Raw genomic sequence first — 20,881 nt, forward strand, 5'->3', positions numbered from 1 at the left:
CAATGAATAAAAAAATTTTTGCCTATATAGAATATGATAAAGAAAGTAATGTTTATGTTGGATATATTCCTTCAATAGTAGGAGCTCATACACAGGCTGATACTTTGGAAGAATTGCATATAAAATTAAAAGAAGTTTTGGATTTATGTTTTGAAGAGATGGACAATGAAGAGAAGAATGCTATTCCAGAGTTTGTAAAAATAGAAGAAATAGAGCTGGTATGAGTAAGCTAATTTTAAAAGATGCAAAAACTATAGAAAAATTACTGTTTTTATTAGGATTTATTAAACAAAGACAAAAAGGAAGTCATGCTTTTTATAAACATGAAGATGGAAGATGTACGGTTATTCCTTTTCACTCAAATAAGGTAATATCAAGACCGCTTATGAGAAAAATATTAAATGAAATAAATCTTGATGTAGAAGAATATAATAATCTGATAGAAAAAATATAATACCTTTTTCAAATTTATAATTTTCTGAGCTTTTAAAAAATAATATTCTTTTTTATATTATTAAATCGTAATATCAATATAGTTTTTTAATAAATATATTGTATTTTATAATTTGCAAAAAATTATAAATATACTACAATAATAACCTATCACTTTAAGGAAATAACATGCATATAATAAAAGCTCCATGCAAAATTAATATTTCTCTCGATATTACATCAAAAAGAGAAGACGGATATCATCTTATAGAATCTTTATTTCATACAGTAAATTTATATGATATTATAAGTATAGAAAAGTCTGATAAATACAGCATTCATACAAATGGAATGTTTGCATTAAAAGATGATGAAGAGGATAATATAGTAACTAAAGTATTTAATTATTTTAAAAATGAAATGGGGCTTATTAATAATTATAATATAAATATTGAAAAAAATATTCCTACAGGTGCAGGTCTTGGGGGAGGCTCTTCTGATGCTGCTAATATTATTAAGTTTTTTTTAAGTGAACTTAATATTGATGTTAATGATAGTTTGATAGAATCATTTTCTAGGTTTGGTGCTGATATTCCTTTTTTTATAAGAGGAGGTTTAGCTTGGGTTTCTGGAATAGGGGAGAAGATAAAAAATTATAACTTTATACTTCCTTATAATATTATTTTGATATATCCTAATATACATGTATCTACAAAATTGGCTTATTCAAAGTTTGTTAAAGATGATTTCAATAAATCTGATATATTCGCTATAAAAAATATGCTTGATAATAGAGAATGTTTTAATAAAGATATTAATTTTAACGATATAGTTTCTAATACATATAATATATTTGAAAAAAATGTATTTAATTTGGATAAAAGAATAGAAGATATAAAACTACATGCAGAAAATATAATAAAAAGAAAAGTATCTATGAGTGGTTCTGGTTCTTCGCTTTTTGCTTTATATGAGAATAATGATAAAAAAATAGATGATGACTTTAATAAATTAAAATCAGAAATGAATTATAATATTTATAAATTAAGTTTGATTTAATGTTTGATTATGTTATAATTAAATTTTATTATAAAAAATATAAAGAGAAGAAAATAATATGATAAAGAAAATATTTGTTATACTTCTTATAAGCAGTTCTATATTTTATGCTAAAAACTTGTCTTCAAAACATTCTCTTTCTGTACTTGAAACAGCGAGTACAAGATCTATGGGAATGATGAACAGTGCATTTTTGCTTGGAAATGATTCTTCTTCTATATTTATGAACTCAGCTTCTTTAATGGGAGTACTTAGAGACAGTGTTAATTTAAATTATACAGTTACTTCTAATCCTAAAAACGAATATATATTTAATGCATCTTATGCACATATAGGAGCTTCTTATGCGGTAGGTTTAGGTTTTGCTGGAGATATTAATAAAGTTTATTCATATGATAGTTTGGGTACTAGAAGAAATGATATATACAGCGGACTTTATTTGATTAATATAGGAGCTTCTTATGCTATTAATGACAGCTCTTTTATAGGTGGAAATATAAAAACTGTCATTAATAATAGTGAAAAAGATAATAATTTCGGAATGTTTTTAGATTTGTCATATATGCAGTCTCTTTTTACTCCGAATTTCAAATTAGGTGTTGGAGTTAGAAATTTTGGATTTTATGATAATGTATTTGCAAAAGTTGATACTGATATAATTGCTTCTTTAGCATACTCTAAAAGTGACGGAAGTTTTTCTGTAGCTGCTCAGTATACTATATCAGTTCCTTCTGTTACTCATAGCATATCTGTTGGTATAGAGGCTATGATAGTAGATTTTAATAAATTAGGATTATTTAAAGAAAAGAGTTCTTGGTATGATGATTTGCCAGAAACTATATTAGATGCTCCTAGTGCTATACAAAAAAGATTTGCTACTAAATTACCTAGCGGCATTTTGGCAAGAGTAGGTGTTGGTAATAATGGAGCTTCTTTGGGTTTGTCTGTTTATGTGCAATTATTCAGACTTGATTATGCTATTGTTTTTGATAATTTTAGTAAGGATAATATTTCACATAATATAGGTATGAGTTTTATGTTTTAGGTTTGCTGATTTATGGCTGTTTGTAAACAAAAAATATCTAATACAGAAAATTGCGACAGAGAAGAGTATAAAGACGGTTTATGTATTATTCATCATGACAGTAATGATAAACCAGACGGGCTTTTCAGACGTATTATAAGAGATGATCTTTATAGAGGATTTTATAATTTTTCTTATATGATAAGCTATGAAGGATTTAATTTTGAAGGCTTAAAGGTAGAGAAAAATGCTGATTTACTTTTTAGAAACTCATCATTTTACGGGCCTTTTGTAATTAGAAATTATGATTTACAGGCTTCTTTGGACTTTACGGATTCTGATTTTGACAGCGGTATTATTATAAATATGTCTAATGTTCATAAAGGTATAATTTTAAAAAACTCTAAAATTAATATGGACTTTAATATGTCCTTATCAAATATATACTCTATAGATGCGGATAATATTACTATAGACTGTAATTTTAATATGTCTAATACCGATATAATAGATAAATTTAAGTTTAATCATACATATTTTAAGAATAATTTTAGCCTTCTTAATGCTAGTTTGCAAGGAGATGCTAGTTTTGAAAATATTATTATAGAGGGCGATGCTGATTTTAGAAATATTAAGTTTTATAAATCATTAAAATTTGAAAACGTAGAAATAAAAGGCAGCACCATACCTATAGAAATAGCAAAAAATAAAAATATAGAGTTCAAAAATGTTGTTATAAACGGCGTTCTCATAGAAGATAATCAAAAAGAGAAAAAAGAAAAAGAGAAAAAAGAAAAAGAACTAGAAAAAATTAAAGAAGCAAAAGATAATATAACTAAAGAAACACTTTTTAAATATTCTAAAAAGAAATAATTTTTATTAAAGCAAATGTCTTTTATCTTTTAGTTCATCTTTTTCTCTAATATCTTTTAATATATCTTTGATTTTAGAATCTTTGTTATTGGGATATATTAATAATACCCCTTCAGATTTTACTATTGTTAAATCATTTACTCCATCTATAGCTATAAAAGTACTGTCATCATCATTAATAATAATGTTTCCGTTTGATTCTTTAGTATATACATTTCCAACTATTACATTGCTTCTTTCATCTTTATCATGTATTCTTCCAAGTGCTGAAAAAGCTCCCAAATCGTCCCAAAAGAAATGTGCCTTTATACATATAATATGCTCTAATTTTTCCATTATTCCAAAGTCAAAAGAAATTTTATCTATAGCTTTAAAAATTTCCTGTTTTTTTATATCATCTTTTTCTTTTAATGTTTTCATTACTTTATCATGGGTTTCAGGCATCAATTCGCTTATAGATTTAAGTATATTATCAATAGACCAAACAAATATACCGCTGTTCCATAGATAATGTCCGTCTTCTAAAAATATGCATGCATTTTCATAATCAGGTTTTTCTACGAACTTATCAACATTATATTCATTATCTTTAATTTTATCTTTTAATTTTATATAACCATATCCAGTTTCAGGTCTGTTCGGATTAACCCCTATTATTACTATGTTATCAGTATTTTCGCTTACTTCAATGGCATTTTCAATAGTATCTAAAAACATTTCTTCATTTTTTATTATAGGGTCGGCTGGAAGTATTGATACTATAGCATTTCCTATTTTCTCTTTTATATATAATGCTCCTAATGCAATGGCCGCTGTTGTATCTTTTCCTATTGGTTCGTATATTATATTTTCTTTTTTAAAAGAAGGTATGTATTTTGCAAATGCTTCTTTATATCTTTTTCCAGTAATTATAAATATATTATCTTCTTTTGTAATTTTTGATGCTCTTTCTATAGTTTGTTCTATTAATGATTTATTTTCTATTATATTTAGGAATTGTTTTGGTTTGCTTTCTCTGCTTAAAGGCCATAGTCTTTCACCTATACCTCCTGCCATAATGAGTACAGCTTTTTCCATTTTTTAATCCTTTTTTATCTTATATAGTATAATTATAATTAAAAAATGGATAAAAAACAAGAAGTTTGTTTATTTTTTTATTATATAATTTTATATTCTATACTGAACAATTTATTAAAATTATATATTTACATTTTATACATTAAATAAAAAAAATTTAATTTTTTGTAAAAAATGTAGTTATTTGTAATATTACAAATATAAATCTACTATTATTAATTGCAAATTAAATATTTTTTATTTGACAAAAAACTAATTATATATTAATCTTTATTACTATAATAGGGAGATTTTTTATTAATCATAATTTGTGAGAGGCCATATGAATAATACTGAAGAGTTAATATATGATGATGACGACATGTTGTCACCCATTGATGCGGCTAAAGTGGTTGGGGTTTCAAGAACAACTGTTAATTATTGGGTTCGTCACTACGGACTTAAAGCTGATGTTACTCCCGGAAAGAGATATAAAATTCGTTATGCTGATTTGAAGGCATTTTTAGCTTTTAATAAAAAAGAAAAAAGAGTAAAGCTCAAAAGAAAACATACTAGATATAAAATAGCTATCATAGAGCCTATGGAGATTACAAGAAAAAATTATTCCGAATGGCTTAGTGAAGACTATGATGTGATATGTGTATCTAATCTTACATCTCCTCTTAAAGAGCTTAAAAAGATTTCACCTGATATTATCTTAATGGATATTAATTTATCAGAAGATAAAGATTATTTCTATTTACTTGAAGAGATAAAAAATGAAATATCTTTAAGAACTGCATTAATTATTATTATTACTAAGAGATATAATGAAGATGATGTTGTTAATGGGCTTGAGAAAGGTGCATGTGACTATGTTAAAAAGCCAGTAGGTCAAAATGAGCTTAAAGCAAGAATAAGAAATGCTGTAAGATTTTATGTAGATGTGTAATTGTTTAGAGCATGCTTATAGGATCTATATCTATTTCTATGTAATCACCTTTTTGGGCTTTAAAATTATTATTAAGTTTATTGAAAAATCCGCTTAATAGAGAATGAGAAGGTGTTTTTACTAAAATATTCCATCTATAATATTTATTTAATTTACTTATAGTACATGCCACAGCACCAAGTATCGTAATCTTATCTGAGTTTTCATAAGTTTCCATTCTAAGCATATCAGCTATTATATTAGCATCGCTTTCAACTTTTTTTTCATCTAAGCCTCTTATTACAAGTCTTACAAGTCGTGTAAAAGGAGGATAAATTGGGTATTTTCTTTTTTCTATTTCCTGATTATAAAATGCTATATAGTCATGATTTTTGGCACATTCTATACTGTAATTGTTAGGAGAATAGGTTTGTATATATACTACTCCGTTTTTCTCTCCTCTTCCGCTTCTTCCAGCTACCTGAGTAATAAGATTAAATGTTCTTTCAGCACTTCTAAAATCTGGTATATGAAGAGACATGTCAGCAAGTAAAACACCTACTAAAGTAACATTAGGAAAATCAAGTCCTTTAGCTATCATTTGAGTTCCTACAAGTATATCTATTTCACCGTCAGAAAATCTTTTAAATATTTTTTCATAGTTTTTTGTGCCGCCTACAGTATCCTGATCCATTCTTTCTATGACAGCATTTGGAAAAAGTATATTTAAATGCTCCTCTACTTTTTCAGTACCGCTTCCTATACGTTCAAAATGTCCTATTTTACATTCATCGCAAAGCTCATTATCCAAAAATTGAGTATATCCGCAGTAATGACACATAACAACATTTTTCTTTTTATGGTATGTTAAAGAAACAGAGCAGTTAGGACATTCGAGAACTCTTTGGCAGTAAGAACATGCTACAACAGGAGCGTATCCCTTACGGTTTAGAAATAATATTATTTGTTCTTTTTTTTCGAGCTTTTTATTTATCTCTTCAACCAATTTTTGGGTTATCATAGGAAAAACTTCAGCTCTTTTTTCTTTTTTTAAGTCGAGTATTTTAACCTCTGGCATATTAACTGAAGCGGCTCTTTTATTTAGTTTTAGTAATTCTATTTTTCCTATAGAAGCATAATAAAAACTTTCTATAGAAGGAGTGGCACTTCCAAGAAGAAGTAAAGCATTTTCATGATTTTTTCTGTAAAAAGCAACTTGTCTTGCATGATATCTTGGTGTGTCTCCAGCCTTATAGCTTGTTTCATGTTCTTCATCTATAACTATTATCCCAAGATTAGGAGTAGGGGAGAATATTGCACTTCTTGCTCCTATTACTATTTTTATTTCATCTTTTTTTATCATCTGCCAATATCTGTATTTGGAGTTTGGCGAGAGTTTACTGTGAAGTACGGCAATTTTACCTTCAAATCTTTCTGCAAATCTTTTTATAGTTTGAGGGGTAAGTGATATTTCTGGAAGTATCACTATAGCCTGCTTTCCCATATCAACAACTTTTTTAATAGCCTGCAGATAAACTTCTGTTTTTCCGCTTCCTGTTACACCATGAAGAAGAAAAGTTTTTGGTTTTTCTGATTCTAAACTTTCATTAATTTTTTTTAGTACTTCTTCCTGTTCATCATTGAGTTTTAGGTATGGTTTTTGTTTGGCTGGTATTGGTTTTGCTTTTTTTTCTTTTTTTGCGGGAGTACCCACTGGGAGTGCTGCGAAAAGAGCTTCTCCGAAAGATGAGTGATAATAGCTGCTCATCCATTTTGCTAATTGAAATTCTTTATCTGAACATATTGGTTCAAGATCAATTCTAGCTTTGATAGAATATACTTTATAGTTTCCATCTAACTTTTCAGTTTCCTCTATAACAATGCCTTTACTGTTTTTACCTTTAATAGGAGCTACAACCCTACATCCTACCAAGCTATCATTAATCTCATCTGGTTTTATGTATGTAAGTATTTTATCTATAGGTAAATTAAAAATAACTTTAACATACATTATAATTACATTTTTTCACGGCGTTTTTTATCTTCGTATTTAGACATACAGTTAACACATCTTAAAGTATAAGGCAAAGCAGTTAATCTCTCTTCATTGATTTCTTCTTTACAGTCTATGCATTTACCGTATGTGCCGTCTTCTATTCTTTTAAGTGCATTATTAAGCATTTCCAATTTATCTTTTTCTTTTTGAGAAAAATTTACTAAATTTTGTTTTTCATAAGCCTGAAATGCTATATCAGCCATATCTCCATGAGAATCTTCTTTAAGAGCTTCATAGGTTTCATTTCCGCTTAAAAGCTCGTCTAAAGTTTTCTTTTTTTCCTCTAACAAGAGATCTTTAAATTTTTTTAATTTCTTAGCAGTCATTATAAAAACCCTTAAATAAATATAATTGCTAGGATAAAAACTTAACGTTTAGAGAATTGGAAGCGTTTTCTAGCACCAGATCTACCATATTTCTTACGTTCAACAACACGGGAATCTCTAGTAAGAAAACCATTTCTTTTTAAAGTAGTTCTGAAATCTTGGCTTTCACCCACTAATGCTTTAGCAATACCATGTCTAACAGCATCAGCCTGAGCAGAAACTCCGCCGCCATGTACATTGGCTAATACATCGTATTTTCCGAAATTGCCTGTTACTTTTAAGGCATCTTCTACTACTTTAAGAAGTGCTGCTCTGTTGCAGAAGTAATCAGTATAGTTTTTTCCATTTATTAAAATTTTACCGCTGCCTAAAGTGATGCGTACTCTAGCATTAGCAGTTTTTCTTTTTCCAGTAAAAATAGTTAATTGTTTAGCTGCCATTTTTATCTCCTAATTATATATTTACTACAGTAGGTTTATTAGCTTCATGCGGATGTTCGCTTCCTGCATATACTTTTAATTTTTTAAGATGAAGTCTTCCTAACGGATTATGAGAAAGCATACCTTTTACAGCTATTTTTACCATTCTTTCAGGGTTTTTTTCTAATAATTCGCCGTAGCTTACAGCTTTAATTCCGCCTGGGTAGCCTGTATGTCTATAGTGAATTTTTCCTTTCTTTTTATTTCCTGTTAGAACTATGTCTTTAGCATTGATGATAATTACATAATCGCCATTGTCTAAGTTGTATGCATAGTCTACTTTATGTTTACCTTTAAGCATATAAGCTGCTCTGCTTGCAACTCTTCCTAATGACTTACCTTTGGCATCAATTATAAGCCAATTTTGTTTGATATCTTTTTGTGATAAAACGTAAGTATTATTTTTTGTTTTTAATGTTTTTTTGTCCATAACATACACACCTTGATTTAACGTTTTAAAAAATTTGGTAGTTTTAATCTAAAAATGTAACGGTGCGTAATTATAACATAAAGATATTGTAAAGTCAAATTTTAATTATATATATTTATATGAAATTTTGATATTATTAACGGATATTAGCGTATAGATTTTATTATATCAATTATTTTTTTTATTCCTATTAGTTTGATTATTGAAGCAGATTTTTTTATTCCTACTATCTTGATAAAATCTCTGATATTATTGGCATTTCTCAGTTTGATAATATTTTTTAATCCTATAAGTTTTATTATTGATTTTGCTTTTTTTATGCCTATTATTTTTATTATTTTGTATATGTTTTTCATTGTCTATAAAAATTATAAATACTAAATACTTTTTTGAAATGCTATTCTCTCTCCATTACCGTTTTTCAAATATATTATTCCGCACCTTTCAAAACCTTCTTTTTTAAGGAAATTAAGCATAGGAGCATTATCTTTATGGGTGTCTATTCTTATATTACCGCATTGATTAAAGCAGTAATAAAGACAAAAAGAAGCTGTGCCTTTTCTTCCTTTTAATACAGCTATTCTGTGTATTACTCCGTATTCTTTGTCATTAATCCAATTACCGTCATATATTTTATCATAATTTTCATCTTCTCCCACGAAAAAACAAAAAGTACCTATAATATTATCATTATCATCTAAACATACATAACTATGTTTATTATTTATATCGTTTTCTACATTTTCTCTTGAAGGGTATCCGTTAATCCATTGGTTAGGATTATTATTTTCTCTCATAAAGTTTCTAGCATAATCAAATATTTCTATTACTTTATCAATATCTTTATATTCTGTTTTTCTTATTTTCATTATTATTGTTCCTTGTTTTTGAGATAATTAAAAATGCTTTCTATATCTTTTTTAGTTAAATCTATTTTAGAAAATAAATCTTTTCTGTTTTTAAAAGTTTTTATTATGCTTCTTTCTCTTCTGTACTCATCGATCTTTTTATGATTTCCAGATAAGAGAACTTCAGGCACTTTCATATTATCAATTTCTTCTGGTCTTGTATATTGTTCATATTCTAATAAACCGTTTGAATTTTCTTCAAAAGTATCGCTTGTAACTGACTCTTTATTATTTAAAACACCTTTATATCTTGATACAGCATCTACAAGTAAAAGAGCAGGTATTTCTCCTCCGCTTAATACATAATCTCCTATACTTATAACTTCATCAGCATATTTTTTTTCAACTCTATAATCTATTCCTTCATAATGCCCCAGTATCATAGTTATATGCTCTTTATTTGAAAGCTCTTTTATTTTTTTCTGAGTGAGTATTTTTCCAGAAGGCGAGAAAAGAAGAGTATATCCTCTGTTATTACTTTCAAAATATTTCTTAAAAATACTGTAGGTCATTATCATACCCGGTCCGCCGCCGTATGTATAATCATCACATTTTTTATAATTACCGTCTCCGTATAAACGCATGTCTACTATATTTAAATCTATTTTTTTTTCATTTAGTGCCATGCCTATTACACCCATAGAGGTATGGCTTTCATAGAATTTTGGGAACAGTGTAAGTATATCTATTATCATTTTTTTATTATATCCTATAGTTTTTATATATCAATAGTTTTATTTACTTATGATATTTTTAGTGTATAATAAAAATTTTTTCATACTGCTGCATGGAGCATTTTATGAATATATTTCATTTGTTTATAAAATATGTATCTTTAAATATACTTGGAATGATAGGGCTTTCATGCTATATACTTGCTGATACTTTTTTTGTAGCTAGAGGAATAGGTTCTGACGGGCTTACTGCTTTGAATATAGCTATACCTATTTATAATTTTATAAATGGATTGGGCTTGATGATTGGTATGGGTTCTGCTACAAAGTATGCTATACTAAAAACTCAAAGTAAAGATAATGAAGCAAATATTGTTTTTACCAATGCCTTAATATATGTATTTGCTCTATATTTATTTTTTATTATCATAGCTTTATTTTTTACAAAAGATATTGCACACATTCTTGGGGCTAGAGATGAAATACTTGTCATGACAGACATATATATAAAAGTAATATTTATATTTTCAGCTATGTTTATGCTTAATAATGTTTTACTGGGTTTTGTAAGAAATGACAATCACCCAAAACTTGCAATGCTTGCTATGGTGATGGGAAGTTTATTTAATATCATTTTTGATTATATATTTATATTTCCTCTAAAAATGGGTATATTCGGAGCTGTTCTTGCTACAGGTTTTTCTCCTATTATTAGCATGATTATATTATCAAGTATATTTATTAAAAAGAAAAATACTTTTTTTATAGTAAAACCCAATATAAACTTAAAAAATATTTTTGAAATTGTATTATTAGGTATTTCTTTTTTAATTACAGAAGTATCATCAGGTTTTGTTATGATAGCTTTTAATATAGTAATACTTAATATAGCTGGAAATGTTGGAGTTGCAGCATATGGTATAATAGCTAATATAGCATTGGTTATTATAGCAATATTTACAGGTATAGGGCAGGGTATACAGCCTATAATAAGCATTAATTACGGAAACATCAATAATATAAACAAAATATATAAATATGCTTTGATTTTATCATCTTTATTTTCTATTATATTGTATATTTTTACTTTGATATTTGCAGACAGCATAACTTCGCTTTTTAATAAAGATAATAATATAACTCTTCAGAATATAGCTGTTAATGGACTTCATATATATTTTACAGCTTTTATATTTGCAGGATATAATATTATAACTTGTGTATATTTCAGTGCTATGGATAATGCCAAGCCTTCGTTTATAATATCAATTTTAAGGGGATTTATATTTATAATGCCTTTAATATTTATTTTGTCATATATTTTTGATATGATTGGAGTATGGCTTTCTTTTCCTATGGCAGAGATTTTAAGCAGTTTGTTTTCTTTACTTTATTTTATAAAAAACAACAAAAAAAGATTTACTATTTAATTTCTATACTTAATCATTACTATTTTTCTGCCGTCATCTTCAAAGTAAAAATCATCTGTGTATAGAGAGATTAAAAATATACCTCTTCCGCTGTCTTTATAAATATTTTCCTGTGATTCTGTAAGATTTATCGTAGCTAGAAAATAATCAAATCCTTCGCCTTCATCTTCTACTATAATTTCTATTTTTTCGCTATCTATATTAATATTTAGATATACATTTTTATTATAATTATTTTTGTTTCCATGTATTATGGCATTGGTAAGGGCTTCTTCAAATGCTATTTGCAGAGCATCGCATTGTTCTATACCGTTTGAGTGGAGCATATCCAAAAAATCTTTAGAAATTTTTGGTATTAGTAATTTGTCGCTTGGGATTTTTTTCATAAATAATATTTTTTCTGTTCGCTTGGGACAATCCTTAACATACATATTCATAATCAATTTCCGCTTGTTTTTATTGTTATCAGTTTATTATCAGTACATTATAGTATAGTAAAATAAAATATGTATTTCAAGAATTATCAGCTTATATTTAAAAAATATTACTATTAATAATATTTTTTAAATAAATCTATTGACAATAATTATAATTTGAATACAATTTATATAAATTTTAGATTTAATTTCAATTTATATAAAGGATTTTTTATGAAATATATGAATCTTTACAGGGGATATGAAAAAAGAAAAGAAGCTATTGATAAAAGAATATCTTCTATTATAGAGAGAAGTCAGTTTGTATTTGGTGAAGAATTAGATACTTTAGAAAAAGAATTAGCAAATTATACAGGGGCAAAATATGCTGTAGGTGTTTCATCTGGACATGTTGGATTGGTTCTTGCACTTTTGGCATTAGGATTCAATGCGGGAGAGGATCATTCTAATAAAGAGGTTATAGTACCTGCCATGACATTCTTTTCTACTGCTGAAGCTCCTTCATTTTTGGGTATGAAAGTTAGAGTATGCGATATTGACGAATACTTTAATATGGACGTAAAAAAACTTGAAAGTTTAATAAATAAAAATACAGCAGCTATTATATCTGTAAATTTATTCGGTCAATGTGCTAATTTTGATGTTATACTTGATATTGCAAGAAAAAACAATATTTTTGTAATAGAAGATGCATGCCAATCATTTGGGGCAAGCTACAAAAATGTGAAATCATGCTCTGGAAAATTAGGAGACATTGCTGTTACATCATTTTTCCCAGCTAAACCTTTGGGCTGTTTCGGAGACGGCGGAATGGTATTTACAGATAATGAAGAGTTTTATAAAAATCTCAAACAATTACGACATCATGGTGATGAAGGCGGCATGAACCATGTAAAATTGGGTACTACTGGAAGACTTGATAATATGCAGGCTGGTATTTTGCTTGAGAAGTTTAAGGGTTTTGAAGAGGATATGACATACAGAAGAAATGCTGCTAAATATTATAATGAACAGTTAAAAGGCATTGTAAAAGTGCCTGAAATAGCAGAATATACTCAAAGCGTTCATGCACAGTATGTTATACAGGTAGAAAATAACAGAGATGAAGTAAGGGCAAAATTAGCTGAATTAGGCGTTCCTACAGCACTTTACTATCCTCACCCTATACATTTAGCACCTATTTTAGTAAAAAAATTAGGCTACAAAGAAGGAGATATGCCTGTATCTGAGTATGCTTCAAAACATAATATAGCTTTGCCTATAGATAATGATATTTTGAAAGAAGAGCAGGATATCGTTATAGAGGCAGTGAAAAAAGTTGTAAAAGGATAATATTTACATATAGTACAAAATGAAAGTGCTTTATGCTTTCATTTTGTATTTTATCATAATAATAAAAATCAATAAATTATTTCTATATTTTACATGATTTAAACAAATTAATTTATTATACTATAGTGTATAAGATATATAAATTCGTCTTTTATACATAATAAATTTGACAAATAGAGCGATATTTTATATGATATGAAACAGAGGTGAAAAAAATGAACAGTATAAATAAATTAATCGATCATACCATTCTTAAACCAGAGGCAACACTAGATGATATAAGGAAGTTATGTATAGAAGCAAAAGAATACGGATTTTATTCTGTATGTGTTAACTCCGCTTATGTAAATGTTGCTTATAATTTTCTTCTGCATTCAGATGTAAAAGTTTGTTCTGTAGTAGGTTTCCCATTGGGAGCTATGATGAAAGAGGCTAAGGCTTATGAGGCTAAATTTGCTGTTGACAGCGGTGCAGATGAAATAGATATGGTTATAAATGTCGGTTTTCTAAAAAGCAAAAAAATAGATCTTTTTGAACGCGATATAAAAAAGGTGCGTGATGCTTGTTCTGCAAGCGTATTAAAAGTCATTATAGAAACTTGTCTTTTAACAGATGAAGAGAAGGTTTTGGCCTGCAAAATAGCTAAAGAATGCGGGGCTGATTTTGTAAAGACTTCTACAGGATTTTCTTCAGCTGGAGCTACTGAGCATGATGTAAAACTTATGCGTGAGGCTGTAGGAAATGAAATGGGTGTAAAGGCTTCAGGCGGAATAAAAACCTATGAAGATGCTATAAAAATGATAAATGCTGGTGCAAACAGACTTGGTACTAGCAGCGGTATTGCTATAGTAAATGCAGAAAAAAAATAAAATAATTTCTGTAATAAAATGGAGTATGAACTATGGAATCAGCTAGAGAAATAAAGGCTTTTTATGATGAAGAGGCAAATAAGCAAGGTCTTCTTCAGTATCATATCAAATTAAAAAAAGGCGATGTAGCTAAATATGTACTTCTTCCGGGAGATCCTAAAAGAGTTGGTTATATTGCTAAGTTTTTAGATGATGCAGTTCTTAAGGCTGATAACAGAGAGTATGTTACAGTAACAGGCAAATATAAAGGTGTAGGCGTTTCTGTAACTTCTACAGGGATTGGAGGGCCTTCTGCGTCAATAGCTATGGAAGAGCTTATAAATATAGGAGCTGATACTTTTATAAGGGTAGGTACAGCTGGAGGACTTAGCCTAAAAGTAAAGCCTAATGATTTAGCTATAGCTCAGGCTGCAATCAAAGATGAAGGCACTACAAGAGAATATATACCTTTTGAATATCCTGCTATTGCTGATACTGATGTTATGTTTGCTTTAAGAGATGCTGCTAAAAAAATAAATTCTAATTATCATATAGGTATTGTTCATAGTAAAGATTGTTTTTACGGAGAATTAGAACCTGAGAATTCTTTTTTCAGAGAGAAATTTGAAAATAATCTTAAATACTATACATTATGCGGTGCTATAGCTTCAGAAATGGAATGTGCTGCCCTTTTTGCATGTGCTTCTTTAAGGAAGGTAAGAGCAGGCGGAATAATGCATATAGTAGAAAATACTATGATAGAGAGAATGGGTACTCATCTTGAATATAGCGACAATATAGAAAATATGATATTAACTGCATTAGAAGCTATAGTTTTATTAGATGAAAAAGATAAGAGGGGTAATTAAATATGTTTCCTAAAGCCTATTATGAAGAAAATGAAAATCTAGTTCATCATTTGAAATTAAAAAAAGGAGATGTAGGCAGATATATTATAATGCCGGGAGACCCTAAAAGATGTGCCAAAATAGCTAAAAGATTTGATAATGCAAAATTAATAGCTGATTACAGAGAATATGCTACTTATACAGGATATATAAACGGGGTTAAAGTTTCTACGGTGTCTCATGGTATAGGAGGACCTTCTACTGCAATAGCATTAGAGGAACTTATAAAGATTGGAGCTGATACTTTTTTACGTGTAGGTACTTGCGGCGGTATGAATATGGGGGTTTTACCAGGTGATGTTGTTATAGTTAATGGTGCTATTAAGGGCGGCGGAACTATGGATAACTATATACCTAAAGAGTTTCCTTGTGTGCCTAATGCCGATGTACTTGAGGCTATGATTGAAGGCGGAGGCAAAATAAAAACAAAAAGTCATGTAGGTGTTGTTCAATGTAAAGATGCTTTTTATGCTCAGCATGCTCCAGAGAGTATGGCTGTTGATAAAGAGCTTTTATATAAATGGGATAGTTATATTAAGGCGGGCTGTTTAGCTTCTGAAATGGAATCTGCTACGCTTTTTGCTGTGGGAGCTTCCAAAAATGTACGTACTGGTGCTACTATGCTTGTTCTTCACAATCAGGAGAGGGTAAAAAATAATATTAATGATCCAAAAGATTATACTGGTGAAGAAGCAATAGATTTGATTATAGAATCTATTAAGATTTTAATAGAAAAAGATAATAAAAAATAATAAAATAAAAAAACAAATAATAGTTTAGGATAGGATTATGTATAAAAAAATATTATTATTAGCAGTATCTTTGTTTTTATTTTCCTGCGGCAAAGAAGAAAAGAATAATACCCCAAATAGTTTTGAAATAGCTGTTTTAATAGATTTGGGCAGTGTTGATGACAAATCATTTAATCAAGGCTCTTGGGAAGGTGTAAAGGATTATGCTCAGACTTATGGTATAACTCATAAATATTATAAAGTGCCAGATAAAGATATAGATTCATATTTAAATACTATAGAGCTTGCCGTAAAAGGCGGTGCTAAATTAATAGTAACTCCGGGATATCAGTTTGAACCTGCTATATATAGAGCTCAGGATATTTATACGAATGTAAACTTTATATTAATAGACGGAGAGCCTCAGGACGGTACTTATACTGATTATAGAACAGAAACAAATACTATTGCTATACTTTATGCTGAAGAAGAAGCTGGATTTTTGGCAGGATACGCTATAGTAAAAGAGGGATATACCAATTTAGGTGTTATAGGAGGAGTTGCTCACCCTGCAGTTGTAAGATTTGGTTATGGTTTTATACAGGGTGCTGATTATGCTGCAAATGAATTAGAACTTGAAAAAGGCGATATTAATATAAAATATACTTATGTAGGCAATTATGACACTACTCCAGAAAATCAGACTCTTGCTGCCTCTTGGTATAAAAGCGGTACTCAGGTAATATTTGCCCCTGCAGGCGGAGCTGCTTATTCTGTTATGAGTGCTGCTGAAAATAATAACGGACTTGTTATAGGAGTAGATGTAGATCAGAGTTTTGAATCTCCAACTGTTATAACTTCAGCTATGAAAATGATAAGAGAATCAGTTTATAATGCTGTTGCTTCCTACTACAATAAAACATTTGACGGCGGAAAAACTATGATATTGGATGCAAGAGTTAATGGGATAGGACTTCCTATGACAACTTCAAAGTTTAATGTGTTTACTAAAGATAATTATGATTATATATATAAACTTCTTGTAAATAAAAATATTAAAGTATTAAAAGATACAGATGCAAAAAGTGTTAATGATTTGCCTTTAAAAATAGTAAATGTTGATTATATAAAGTAATATTAATTTAGGCTTTAATAAAAATTGAGCAATAAATAATAAAAAAATAGGAGACAGAAATATGAAAAAGTTTCTCACTTCAATAATCATAGTTACAGCTTTTATAGTAACTATTTCATGCGGCGGCGGAAAAAAATCTGGAGGATATGAACTAGCATTGATAACAGATGTTGGTACTATAGATGACAGATCCTTTAACCAAGGTGCTTGGGAAGGTTTAACACAGTATGCTCAGGAAAAAGGAATATCTCATAAATATTATCAGCCTACTCAAAAAACAACTGATGCATATGTTGATGCTATAGATTTGGCAGTGGCAGCAGGTGCAAAATTAGTTGTAACACCTGGATTTTTATTTGAACCTGCAGTATATAGAGCTCAGGATACACACCCTAATGTTGCTTTTGTACTTTTAGACGGTACTCCTCAGGACGGAACATATACTGACTTTAGAATAGAAACTAATGTTTATTCTGTACTTTATGCTGAAGAGCAGGCTGGATTTTTAGCTGGATATTCTATAGTAAAAGAAGGATATACTAATTTGGGCGTTATGGCTGGTATGGCTGTACCTGCTGTTATAAGATTCGGATACGGATTCGTACAAGGTGCTAATTATGCAGCTAAAGAAATGGCTTTAGCTTCTGGAAGTGTGAAAATTAATTATACATATATAGGAAACTTCAATGCTACTCCAGAAAATCAGACTCTTGCTACTTCTTGGTATCAAAGCGGAGTTCAGGTAATATTTGCCCCTGCTGGCGGAGCTGGAAACTCTGTTATGAGTGCTGCTGAACAGAATAATGCTTTGGCTATAGGTGTTGATATAGATCAAAGTGCTGAATCCGATACAGTTATTACTTCTGCTATGAAAATGCTTGGTGAATCTGTGTATAATGCTATAGATGATTTTTATAATGGTAAATTCCCGGGCGGAAAATCTGTTGTACTTGATGCTAAAGTTAATGGTATAGGTCTTCCTATGAAAACTTCAAGATTTAAAAAATTTACTCAAGCTGATTATGATGCTATATATCAAAGATTGGTAGCAGGAGAGATAAAAGTTCTTACTGATAAAGATGCTAAAGACGTTAATCAATTGCCTTTAGATACAGTAAAAGTTAATTTTATACAATAATTGAAATTAGTTAATTTTAGGAGATACTGACATTTTGTTGTTGGTATCTCTTTTATGGTTTTTAATAGTTGATAGTAAAATAGGTATAAAAAATATGGAAAATTTACAATATGTAGTTGAAATGCTTAATATTACAAAACGTTTTAAAGGAATAGTAGCTAATGATAATATTACTATACAATTAAAACGCGGGGAAATACATGCTTTGCTTGGAGAAAATGGGGCTGGAAAATCTACTTTAATGAGCGTATTATTCGGGCTTTATAAGCAGGAAGAGGGTATCATTAAAGTTAATGGCAAGGAAGTAAATATTGATAATCCTAATACTGCAAATGAACTTGGTATTGGTATGGTGCATCAGCATTTCAAATTAGTACATAATTTTACTGCTTTAGAAAATATTATGCTTGGCGTTGAAACTGTTAAGCATGGAATACTTCAGGTTGATGATGCAAGAAAAAAAGTAATGGAATTAAGCAAAACTTATGGGCTTGAGATTTATCCAGACTCTCTTATAAGCGATTTGACTGTAGGTATGCAGCAGAGAGTAGAGATATTAAAAATGTTATATAGAAATAATAATATACTTATTTTTGATGAGCCTACTGCTGTACTTACTCCAAATGAGATTGAAGAGCTTATGAAGATAATGAAGTCATTGGTAAAAGAAGGTAAATCTATACTATTTATTACCCATAAATTAAATGAGATTAAAGAGGTGGCTGATAGATGTTCTGTTCTTCGTAAGGGTAAATATATAGGAACTATTGATGTAAAAAGCACCACAAAAGAAGAGATGTCAGAAATGATGGTGGGAAGAAAGGTGTCTTTAGTAGTAGAAAAAACTGAAGCTAAACCTAAAGATATAATACTTTCTGTAAAAAATTTAAATGTTAAATCTCATCACAATAAAAGCGAAAAAAATATAGTAAAAAATGTTTCTTTTGATGTACATGCTGGGGAGATAGTATGCATTGCTGGTATTGATGGAAATGGACAAAGTGAGCTTATATATGCTCTTACTGGTCTTATGGAAATGTCAAGCGGAACTGTTACATTAAACGGCAAAGATATTACCAATTTATCTATAAGGAAAAAAACATTAAGCGGAATAGGGCATATTCCAGAGGACAGGCATAAACATGGTCTTGTTCTTGATTATACTCTTGCAGAAAATACTATACTTCAAACATATTTTACAGAGAGATTTCAAAAGAACGGATTTTTAAAGTTTAAAGAAATAGATAATTATGCTGATGAACTCATAAAAAGATTTGATATAAGAAGTGCTGAAGGTTCTAAAACTATAGCAAGAAGCATGTCTGGAGGAAATCAGCAGAAGGTAATTATAGCAAGAGAGATAGACAGAAATCCAGATTTACTTATAGCAGTTCAGCCTACTAGGGGGCTTGATGTTGGGGCTATAGAGTATATACATAAAGAATTAATTTCTCAAAGAGATAATGGAAAGGCTGTTTTACTTGTTTCATTAGAGCTTGATGAGGTTATGAATTTAAGCGATAGGATATTAGTTATATATGAGGGAGAGATAGTAGCTAATGTTCTTAATAAAGATTTAACTATTAATGAACTTGGTCTTTATATGGCAGGCTCTAAGAGGAGTGCTTAAATATAATAAATTATATTTAATATTTTATATAAATTGAACTATGAAAATTAATAAAGATTTTAATGTTTTAAATGATTATTTTATGCGTTATATGTTTGCCAAAAAAGGACATGAGCATATTCTGAAAAATTTGATTAATTCTGTAAGAATAGATGTTAATCAAGAACCTTTTGAAAGTATAGAAGTACTAAATTCTTTTAATTTAAAGGAAAGTATAAATGATAAAGAATCTATAACAGATGTAAAAGGAAAAACAAAATCTGGAGATGTTATTTTAATAGAAATACAAAGAATAGGTAACCAGTCTTTTATATATAGAAGTTTATACTATTGGGCTAAAAACTATTTTTCAAATTTAAAATCTAAAGATCTATATTCTGATTTGACTCCTGTTATAAGTATTAATATTTTAGATTTTAATTTAATAAAAGATTCAGATAAAGCACATAGCTGTTATTTTATAAAAGAATTAGAAACTAATCATATATTGACTAATCATTTAGAGATTCATTTTTTAGAACTGAAGAAGTTTAAAAATGATAATAGTCTATATGATGGTTTATCAGATTGGTTTAAATTTTTAAGTTCAAAAAATAAATTGGAGGATATAATGAAAGTACTAGTGAAAAAAAATCCTATAATGAAAGAAGTATATGATGAATATTATAAATTTGTTAATAGCAATGATTTATATAATGGCTACAGTGATTATGAGAGGGATTACTTTAATATCTTAATGCTTAATGAAGAACGTGTAAAAGGTATTGAAGATGGTAAAAAAGAACAGCAAATATATATAGCTAAAAATATGAAAAAAGAAAATATGGACATTAATCTTATTTGTAAATTAACAGGCTTGAGTATAGAAGAAGTAAAAAACTTGTGAACATCTGGCAAGTTTACTTGACAGATGCTTAAAGTGAGCAAGTTTTTTATAGTAAAAATAAAGAAATAAAAAACTTGTGGGCGTTTGTAAATATATGAGGTATATATTATACTAAACAAGCGAGCCGAAGCCAGCTAGTGAGTTTACTCGCTAGCTTA

Annotated in this window: 24 protein-coding genes; 15 read left to right on the top strand and 9 right to left on the bottom strand. The window is 28.8% G+C overall.

What is annotated here, in order from left to right; genetic code table 11:
* Nucleotides 1–2 precede the first annotated feature (2 nt).
* The 5 genes from F811_RS0108925 (at nucleotide 3) to F811_RS0108945 (ending at nucleotide 3,388) form a co-directional block, all read left to right on the top strand.
* On the top strand, nucleotides 3–224 hold the full coding sequence (locus F811_RS0108925) for a type II toxin-antitoxin system HicB family antitoxin (RefSeq protein WP_020004907.1): 222 nt from the start codon (nucleotides 3–5) through the stop codon (nucleotides 222–224).
* On the top strand, nucleotides 221–454 hold the full coding sequence (locus F811_RS0108930) for a type II toxin-antitoxin system HicA family toxin (protein ID WP_020004908.1): 234 nt from the start codon (nucleotides 221–223) through the stop codon (nucleotides 452–454). Before F811_RS0108925 ends, F811_RS0108930 begins: the two co-directional genes overlap by 4 nt.
* Before the next feature lie 167 nt (nucleotides 455–621).
* A complete protein-coding gene (ispE, locus tag F811_RS0108935; RefSeq protein ID WP_020004909.1) occupies nucleotides 622–1,491 on the top strand; it encodes a 4-(cytidine 5'-diphospho)-2-C-methyl-D-erythritol kinase in 870 nt (289 codons plus the stop codon).
* A gap of 58 nt (nucleotides 1,492–1,549) precedes the next feature.
* Nucleotides 1,550–2,536, top strand: coding sequence for a hypothetical protein (locus F811_RS0108940; RefSeq protein ID WP_020004910.1), 987 nt, complete (start codon nucleotides 1,550–1,552; stop codon nucleotides 2,534–2,536).
* A 12-nt stretch (nucleotides 2,537–2,548) separates the two neighbouring features.
* Nucleotides 2,549–3,388: a hypothetical protein gene (locus F811_RS0108945; RefSeq protein ID WP_020004911.1), complete on the top strand. Its 840-nt coding sequence runs from the start codon at nucleotides 2,549–2,551 to the stop codon at nucleotides 3,386–3,388.
* 6 nt (nucleotides 3,389–3,394) lie between these two features.
* On the opposite strand, the gene F811_RS0108950 is transcribed toward F811_RS0108945, so the two are convergent.
* A complete protein-coding gene (locus tag F811_RS0108950; RefSeq protein WP_020004912.1) occupies nucleotides 3,395–4,465 on the bottom strand; it encodes a mannose-1-phosphate guanylyltransferase in 1,071 nt (356 codons plus the stop codon).
* Between the two features lie 322 nt (nucleotides 4,466–4,787).
* Between F811_RS0108950 and F811_RS0108955 the strand changes: the two genes are divergently transcribed.
* On the top strand, nucleotides 4,788–5,396 hold the full coding sequence (locus F811_RS0108955) for a response regulator (RefSeq protein ID WP_020004913.1): 609 nt from the start codon (nucleotides 4,788–4,790) through the stop codon (nucleotides 5,394–5,396).
* Between the two features lie 4 nt (nucleotides 5,397–5,400).
* Here F811_RS0108955 and priA read toward each other — a convergent pair whose 3' ends face one another.
* From priA to trmD, 7 genes are all read right to left on the bottom strand, one after another.
* Nucleotides 5,401–7,386, bottom strand: coding sequence for a replication restart helicase PriA (priA, locus tag F811_RS0108960; protein ID WP_020004914.1), 1,986 nt, complete (start codon nucleotides 7,384–7,386; stop codon nucleotides 5,401–5,403).
* A gap of 5 nt (nucleotides 7,387–7,391) precedes the next feature.
* A complete protein-coding gene (locus tag F811_RS0108965; protein WP_020004915.1) occupies nucleotides 7,392–7,757 on the bottom strand; it encodes a TraR/DksA family transcriptional regulator in 366 nt (121 codons plus the stop codon).
* Nucleotides 7,758–7,798: 41 nt separating this feature from the next.
* Nucleotides 7,799–8,197: a 30S ribosomal protein S9 gene (rpsI, locus tag F811_RS0108970; protein ID WP_020004916.1), complete on the bottom strand. Its 399-nt coding sequence runs from the start codon at nucleotides 8,195–8,197 to the stop codon at nucleotides 7,799–7,801.
* A 13-nt stretch (nucleotides 8,198–8,210) separates the two neighbouring features.
* Nucleotides 8,211–8,666 (bottom strand): 50S ribosomal protein L13, encoded by a 456-nt coding sequence (rplM, locus tag F811_RS0108975; RefSeq protein WP_013113493.1) that lies wholly within the window; start codon nucleotides 8,664–8,666, stop codon nucleotides 8,211–8,213.
* Between the two features lie 146 nt (nucleotides 8,667–8,812).
* Nucleotides 8,813–9,022 carry a hypothetical protein gene (locus F811_RS0108980; protein WP_020004917.1) on the bottom strand — a complete coding sequence of 70 codons (210 nt, stop codon included), beginning with the start codon at nucleotides 9,020–9,022 and terminating at the stop codon, nucleotides 8,813–8,815.
* A 21-nt stretch (nucleotides 9,023–9,043) separates the two neighbouring features.
* On the bottom strand, nucleotides 9,044–9,535 hold the full coding sequence (locus F811_RS0108985) for a GNAT family N-acetyltransferase (RefSeq protein WP_020004918.1): 492 nt from the start codon (nucleotides 9,533–9,535) through the stop codon (nucleotides 9,044–9,046).
* Nucleotides 9,536–9,537: 2 nt separating this feature from the next.
* Nucleotides 9,538–10,269: a tRNA (guanosine(37)-N1)-methyltransferase TrmD gene (gene trmD, locus F811_RS0108990; RefSeq protein ID WP_020004919.1), complete on the bottom strand. Its 732-nt coding sequence runs from the start codon at nucleotides 10,267–10,269 to the stop codon at nucleotides 9,538–9,540.
* 104 nt (nucleotides 10,270–10,373) lie between these two features.
* On the opposite strand from trmD, the gene F811_RS0108995 reads away from it, so the two are divergent.
* The gene (locus tag F811_RS0108995; RefSeq protein WP_020004920.1) at nucleotides 10,374–11,678 is read left to right on the top strand and encodes an MATE family efflux transporter; all 1,305 of its coding nucleotides are present in this window, start codon (nucleotides 10,374–10,376) and stop codon (nucleotides 11,676–11,678) included.
* Here F811_RS0108995 and F811_RS0109000 read toward each other — a convergent pair.
* Complete coding sequence (locus tag F811_RS0109000) at nucleotides 11,675–12,115, bottom strand: ATP-binding protein (RefSeq protein WP_026364400.1); 441 nt, start codon at nucleotides 12,113–12,115, stop codon at nucleotides 11,675–11,677. The genes F811_RS0108995 and F811_RS0109000 overlap by 4 nt on opposite strands.
* A 213-nt stretch (nucleotides 12,116–12,328) precedes the next feature.
* Here F811_RS0109000 and F811_RS0109005 point away from each other — a divergent pair, with 213 nt between their 5' ends.
* The 8 genes from F811_RS0109005 to F811_RS0109040 all read left to right on the top strand — a co-directional run bounded on the left by F811_RS0109005 (nucleotide 12,329) and on the right by F811_RS0109040 (nucleotide 20,723).
* Entirely contained in the window at nucleotides 12,329–13,447 is a 1,119-nt protein-coding gene (locus tag F811_RS0109005; protein WP_020004922.1) for a DegT/DnrJ/EryC1/StrS family aminotransferase, read from the top strand.
* Between the two features lie 215 nt (nucleotides 13,448–13,662).
* Nucleotides 13,663–14,316 (top strand): deoxyribose-phosphate aldolase, encoded by a 654-nt coding sequence (gene deoC, locus F811_RS0109010; RefSeq protein WP_020004923.1) that lies wholly within the window; start codon nucleotides 13,663–13,665, stop codon nucleotides 14,314–14,316.
* Nucleotides 14,317–14,348: 32 nt separating this feature from the next.
* Nucleotides 14,349–15,164 carry a nucleoside phosphorylase gene (locus F811_RS0109015; RefSeq protein WP_020004924.1) on the top strand — a complete coding sequence of 272 codons (816 nt, stop codon included), beginning with the start codon at nucleotides 14,349–14,351 and terminating at the stop codon, nucleotides 15,162–15,164.
* A 2-nt stretch (nucleotides 15,165–15,166) separates the two neighbouring features.
* Nucleotides 15,167–15,955 (top strand): nucleoside phosphorylase, encoded by a 789-nt coding sequence (locus F811_RS0109020; RefSeq protein ID WP_020004925.1) that lies wholly within the window; start codon nucleotides 15,167–15,169, stop codon nucleotides 15,953–15,955.
* Nucleotides 15,956–15,992: 37 nt separating this feature from the next.
* Nucleotides 15,993–17,069 (top strand): BMP family lipoprotein, encoded by a 1,077-nt coding sequence (locus tag F811_RS0109025; protein ID WP_020004926.1) that lies wholly within the window; start codon nucleotides 15,993–15,995, stop codon nucleotides 17,067–17,069.
* A gap of 61 nt (nucleotides 17,070–17,130) precedes the next feature.
* A complete protein-coding gene (locus tag F811_RS0109030; RefSeq protein ID WP_020004927.1) occupies nucleotides 17,131–18,207 on the top strand; it encodes a BMP family lipoprotein in 1,077 nt (358 codons plus the stop codon).
* 94 nt (nucleotides 18,208–18,301) lie between these two features.
* On the top strand, nucleotides 18,302–19,837 hold the full coding sequence (locus F811_RS0109035; RefSeq protein WP_026364401.1) for an ATP-binding cassette domain-containing protein: 1,536 nt from the start codon (nucleotides 18,302–18,304) through the stop codon (nucleotides 19,835–19,837).
* A 40-nt stretch (nucleotides 19,838–19,877) separates the two neighbouring features.
* On the top strand, nucleotides 19,878–20,723 hold the full coding sequence (locus tag F811_RS0109040) for an Rpn family recombination-promoting nuclease/putative transposase (RefSeq protein ID WP_020004929.1): 846 nt from the start codon (nucleotides 19,878–19,880) through the stop codon (nucleotides 20,721–20,723).
* Nucleotides 20,724–20,881 lie beyond the last annotated feature (158 nt).

This window comes from Brachyspira innocens ATCC 29796, assembly GCF_000384655.1.
GTDB classification, from domain to species: domain Bacteria; phylum Spirochaetota; class Brachyspiria; order Brachyspirales; family Brachyspiraceae; genus Brachyspira; species Brachyspira innocens.

Bases quoted from the DNA above. Each gene is read 5' to 3' on its own strand.
- F811_RS0108950 (WP_020004912.1), bottom strand. From the start codon at position 4,465: ATGGAAAAAGCTGTACTCATTATGGCAGGAGGTATAGGTGAAAGACTA.
- F811_RS0108930 (WP_020004908.1), top strand. From the start codon at position 221: ATGAGTAAGCTAATTTTAAAAGATGCAAAAACTATAGAAAAATTACTG.
- F811_RS0109020 (WP_020004925.1), top strand. From the start codon at position 15,167: ATGTTTCCTAAAGCCTATTATGAAGAAAATGAAAATCTAGTTCATCAT.
- rplM (WP_013113493.1), bottom strand. From the start codon at position 8,666: ATGGACAAAAAAACATTAAAAACAAAAAATAATACTTACGTTTTATCA.
- F811_RS0108940 (WP_020004910.1), top strand. From the start codon at position 1,550: ATGATAAAGAAAATATTTGTTATACTTCTTATAAGCAGTTCTATATTT.
- trmD (WP_020004919.1), bottom strand. From the start codon at position 10,269: ATGATAATAGATATACTTACACTGTTCCCAAAATTCTATGAAAGCCAT.
- F811_RS0109025 (WP_020004926.1), top strand. From the start codon at position 15,993: ATGTATAAAAAAATATTATTATTAGCAGTATCTTTGTTTTTATTTTCC.
- F811_RS0108980 (WP_020004917.1), bottom strand. From the start codon at position 9,022: ATGAAAAACATATACAAAATAATAAAAATAATAGGCATAAAAAAAGCA.
- F811_RS0109040 (WP_020004929.1), top strand. From the start codon at position 19,878: ATGAAAATTAATAAAGATTTTAATGTTTTAAATGATTATTTTATGCGT.
- F811_RS0108925 (WP_020004907.1), top strand. From the start codon at position 3: ATGAATAAAAAAATTTTTGCCTATATAGAATATGATAAAGAAAGTAAT.
- F811_RS0109030 (WP_020004927.1), top strand. From the start codon at position 17,131: ATGAAAAAGTTTCTCACTTCAATAATCATAGTTACAGCTTTTATAGTA.
- deoC (WP_020004923.1), top strand. From the start codon at position 13,663: ATGAACAGTATAAATAAATTAATCGATCATACCATTCTTAAACCAGAG.
- F811_RS0108955 (WP_020004913.1), top strand. From the start codon at position 4,788: ATGAATAATACTGAAGAGTTAATATATGATGATGACGACATGTTGTCA.
- F811_RS0108945 (WP_020004911.1), top strand. From the start codon at position 2,549: ATGGCTGTTTGTAAACAAAAAATATCTAATACAGAAAATTGCGACAGA.
- F811_RS0109015 (WP_020004924.1), top strand. From the start codon at position 14,349: ATGGAATCAGCTAGAGAAATAAAGGCTTTTTATGATGAAGAGGCAAAT.
- ispE (WP_020004909.1), top strand. From the start codon at position 622: ATGCATATAATAAAAGCTCCATGCAAAATTAATATTTCTCTCGATATT.
- F811_RS0108985 (WP_020004918.1), bottom strand. From the start codon at position 9,535: ATGAAAATAAGAAAAACAGAATATAAAGATATTGATAAAGTAATAGAA.
- rpsI (WP_020004916.1), bottom strand. From the start codon at position 8,197: ATGGCAGCTAAACAATTAACTATTTTTACTGGAAAAAGAAAAACTGCT.
- F811_RS0109035 (WP_026364401.1), top strand. From the start codon at position 18,302: ATGGAAAATTTACAATATGTAGTTGAAATGCTTAATATTACAAAACGT.
- F811_RS0109000 (WP_026364400.1), bottom strand. From the start codon at position 12,115: ATGAATATGTATGTTAAGGATTGTCCCAAGCGAACAGAAAAAATATTA.
- F811_RS0108965 (WP_020004915.1), bottom strand. From the start codon at position 7,757: ATGACTGCTAAGAAATTAAAAAAATTTAAAGATCTCTTGTTAGAGGAA.
- priA (WP_020004914.1), bottom strand. From the start codon at position 7,386: ATGTATGTTAAAGTTATTTTTAATTTACCTATAGATAAAATACTTACA.
- F811_RS0108995 (WP_020004920.1), top strand. From the start codon at position 10,374: ATGAATATATTTCATTTGTTTATAAAATATGTATCTTTAAATATACTT.
- F811_RS0109005 (WP_020004922.1), top strand. From the start codon at position 12,329: ATGAAATATATGAATCTTTACAGGGGATATGAAAAAAGAAAAGAAGCT.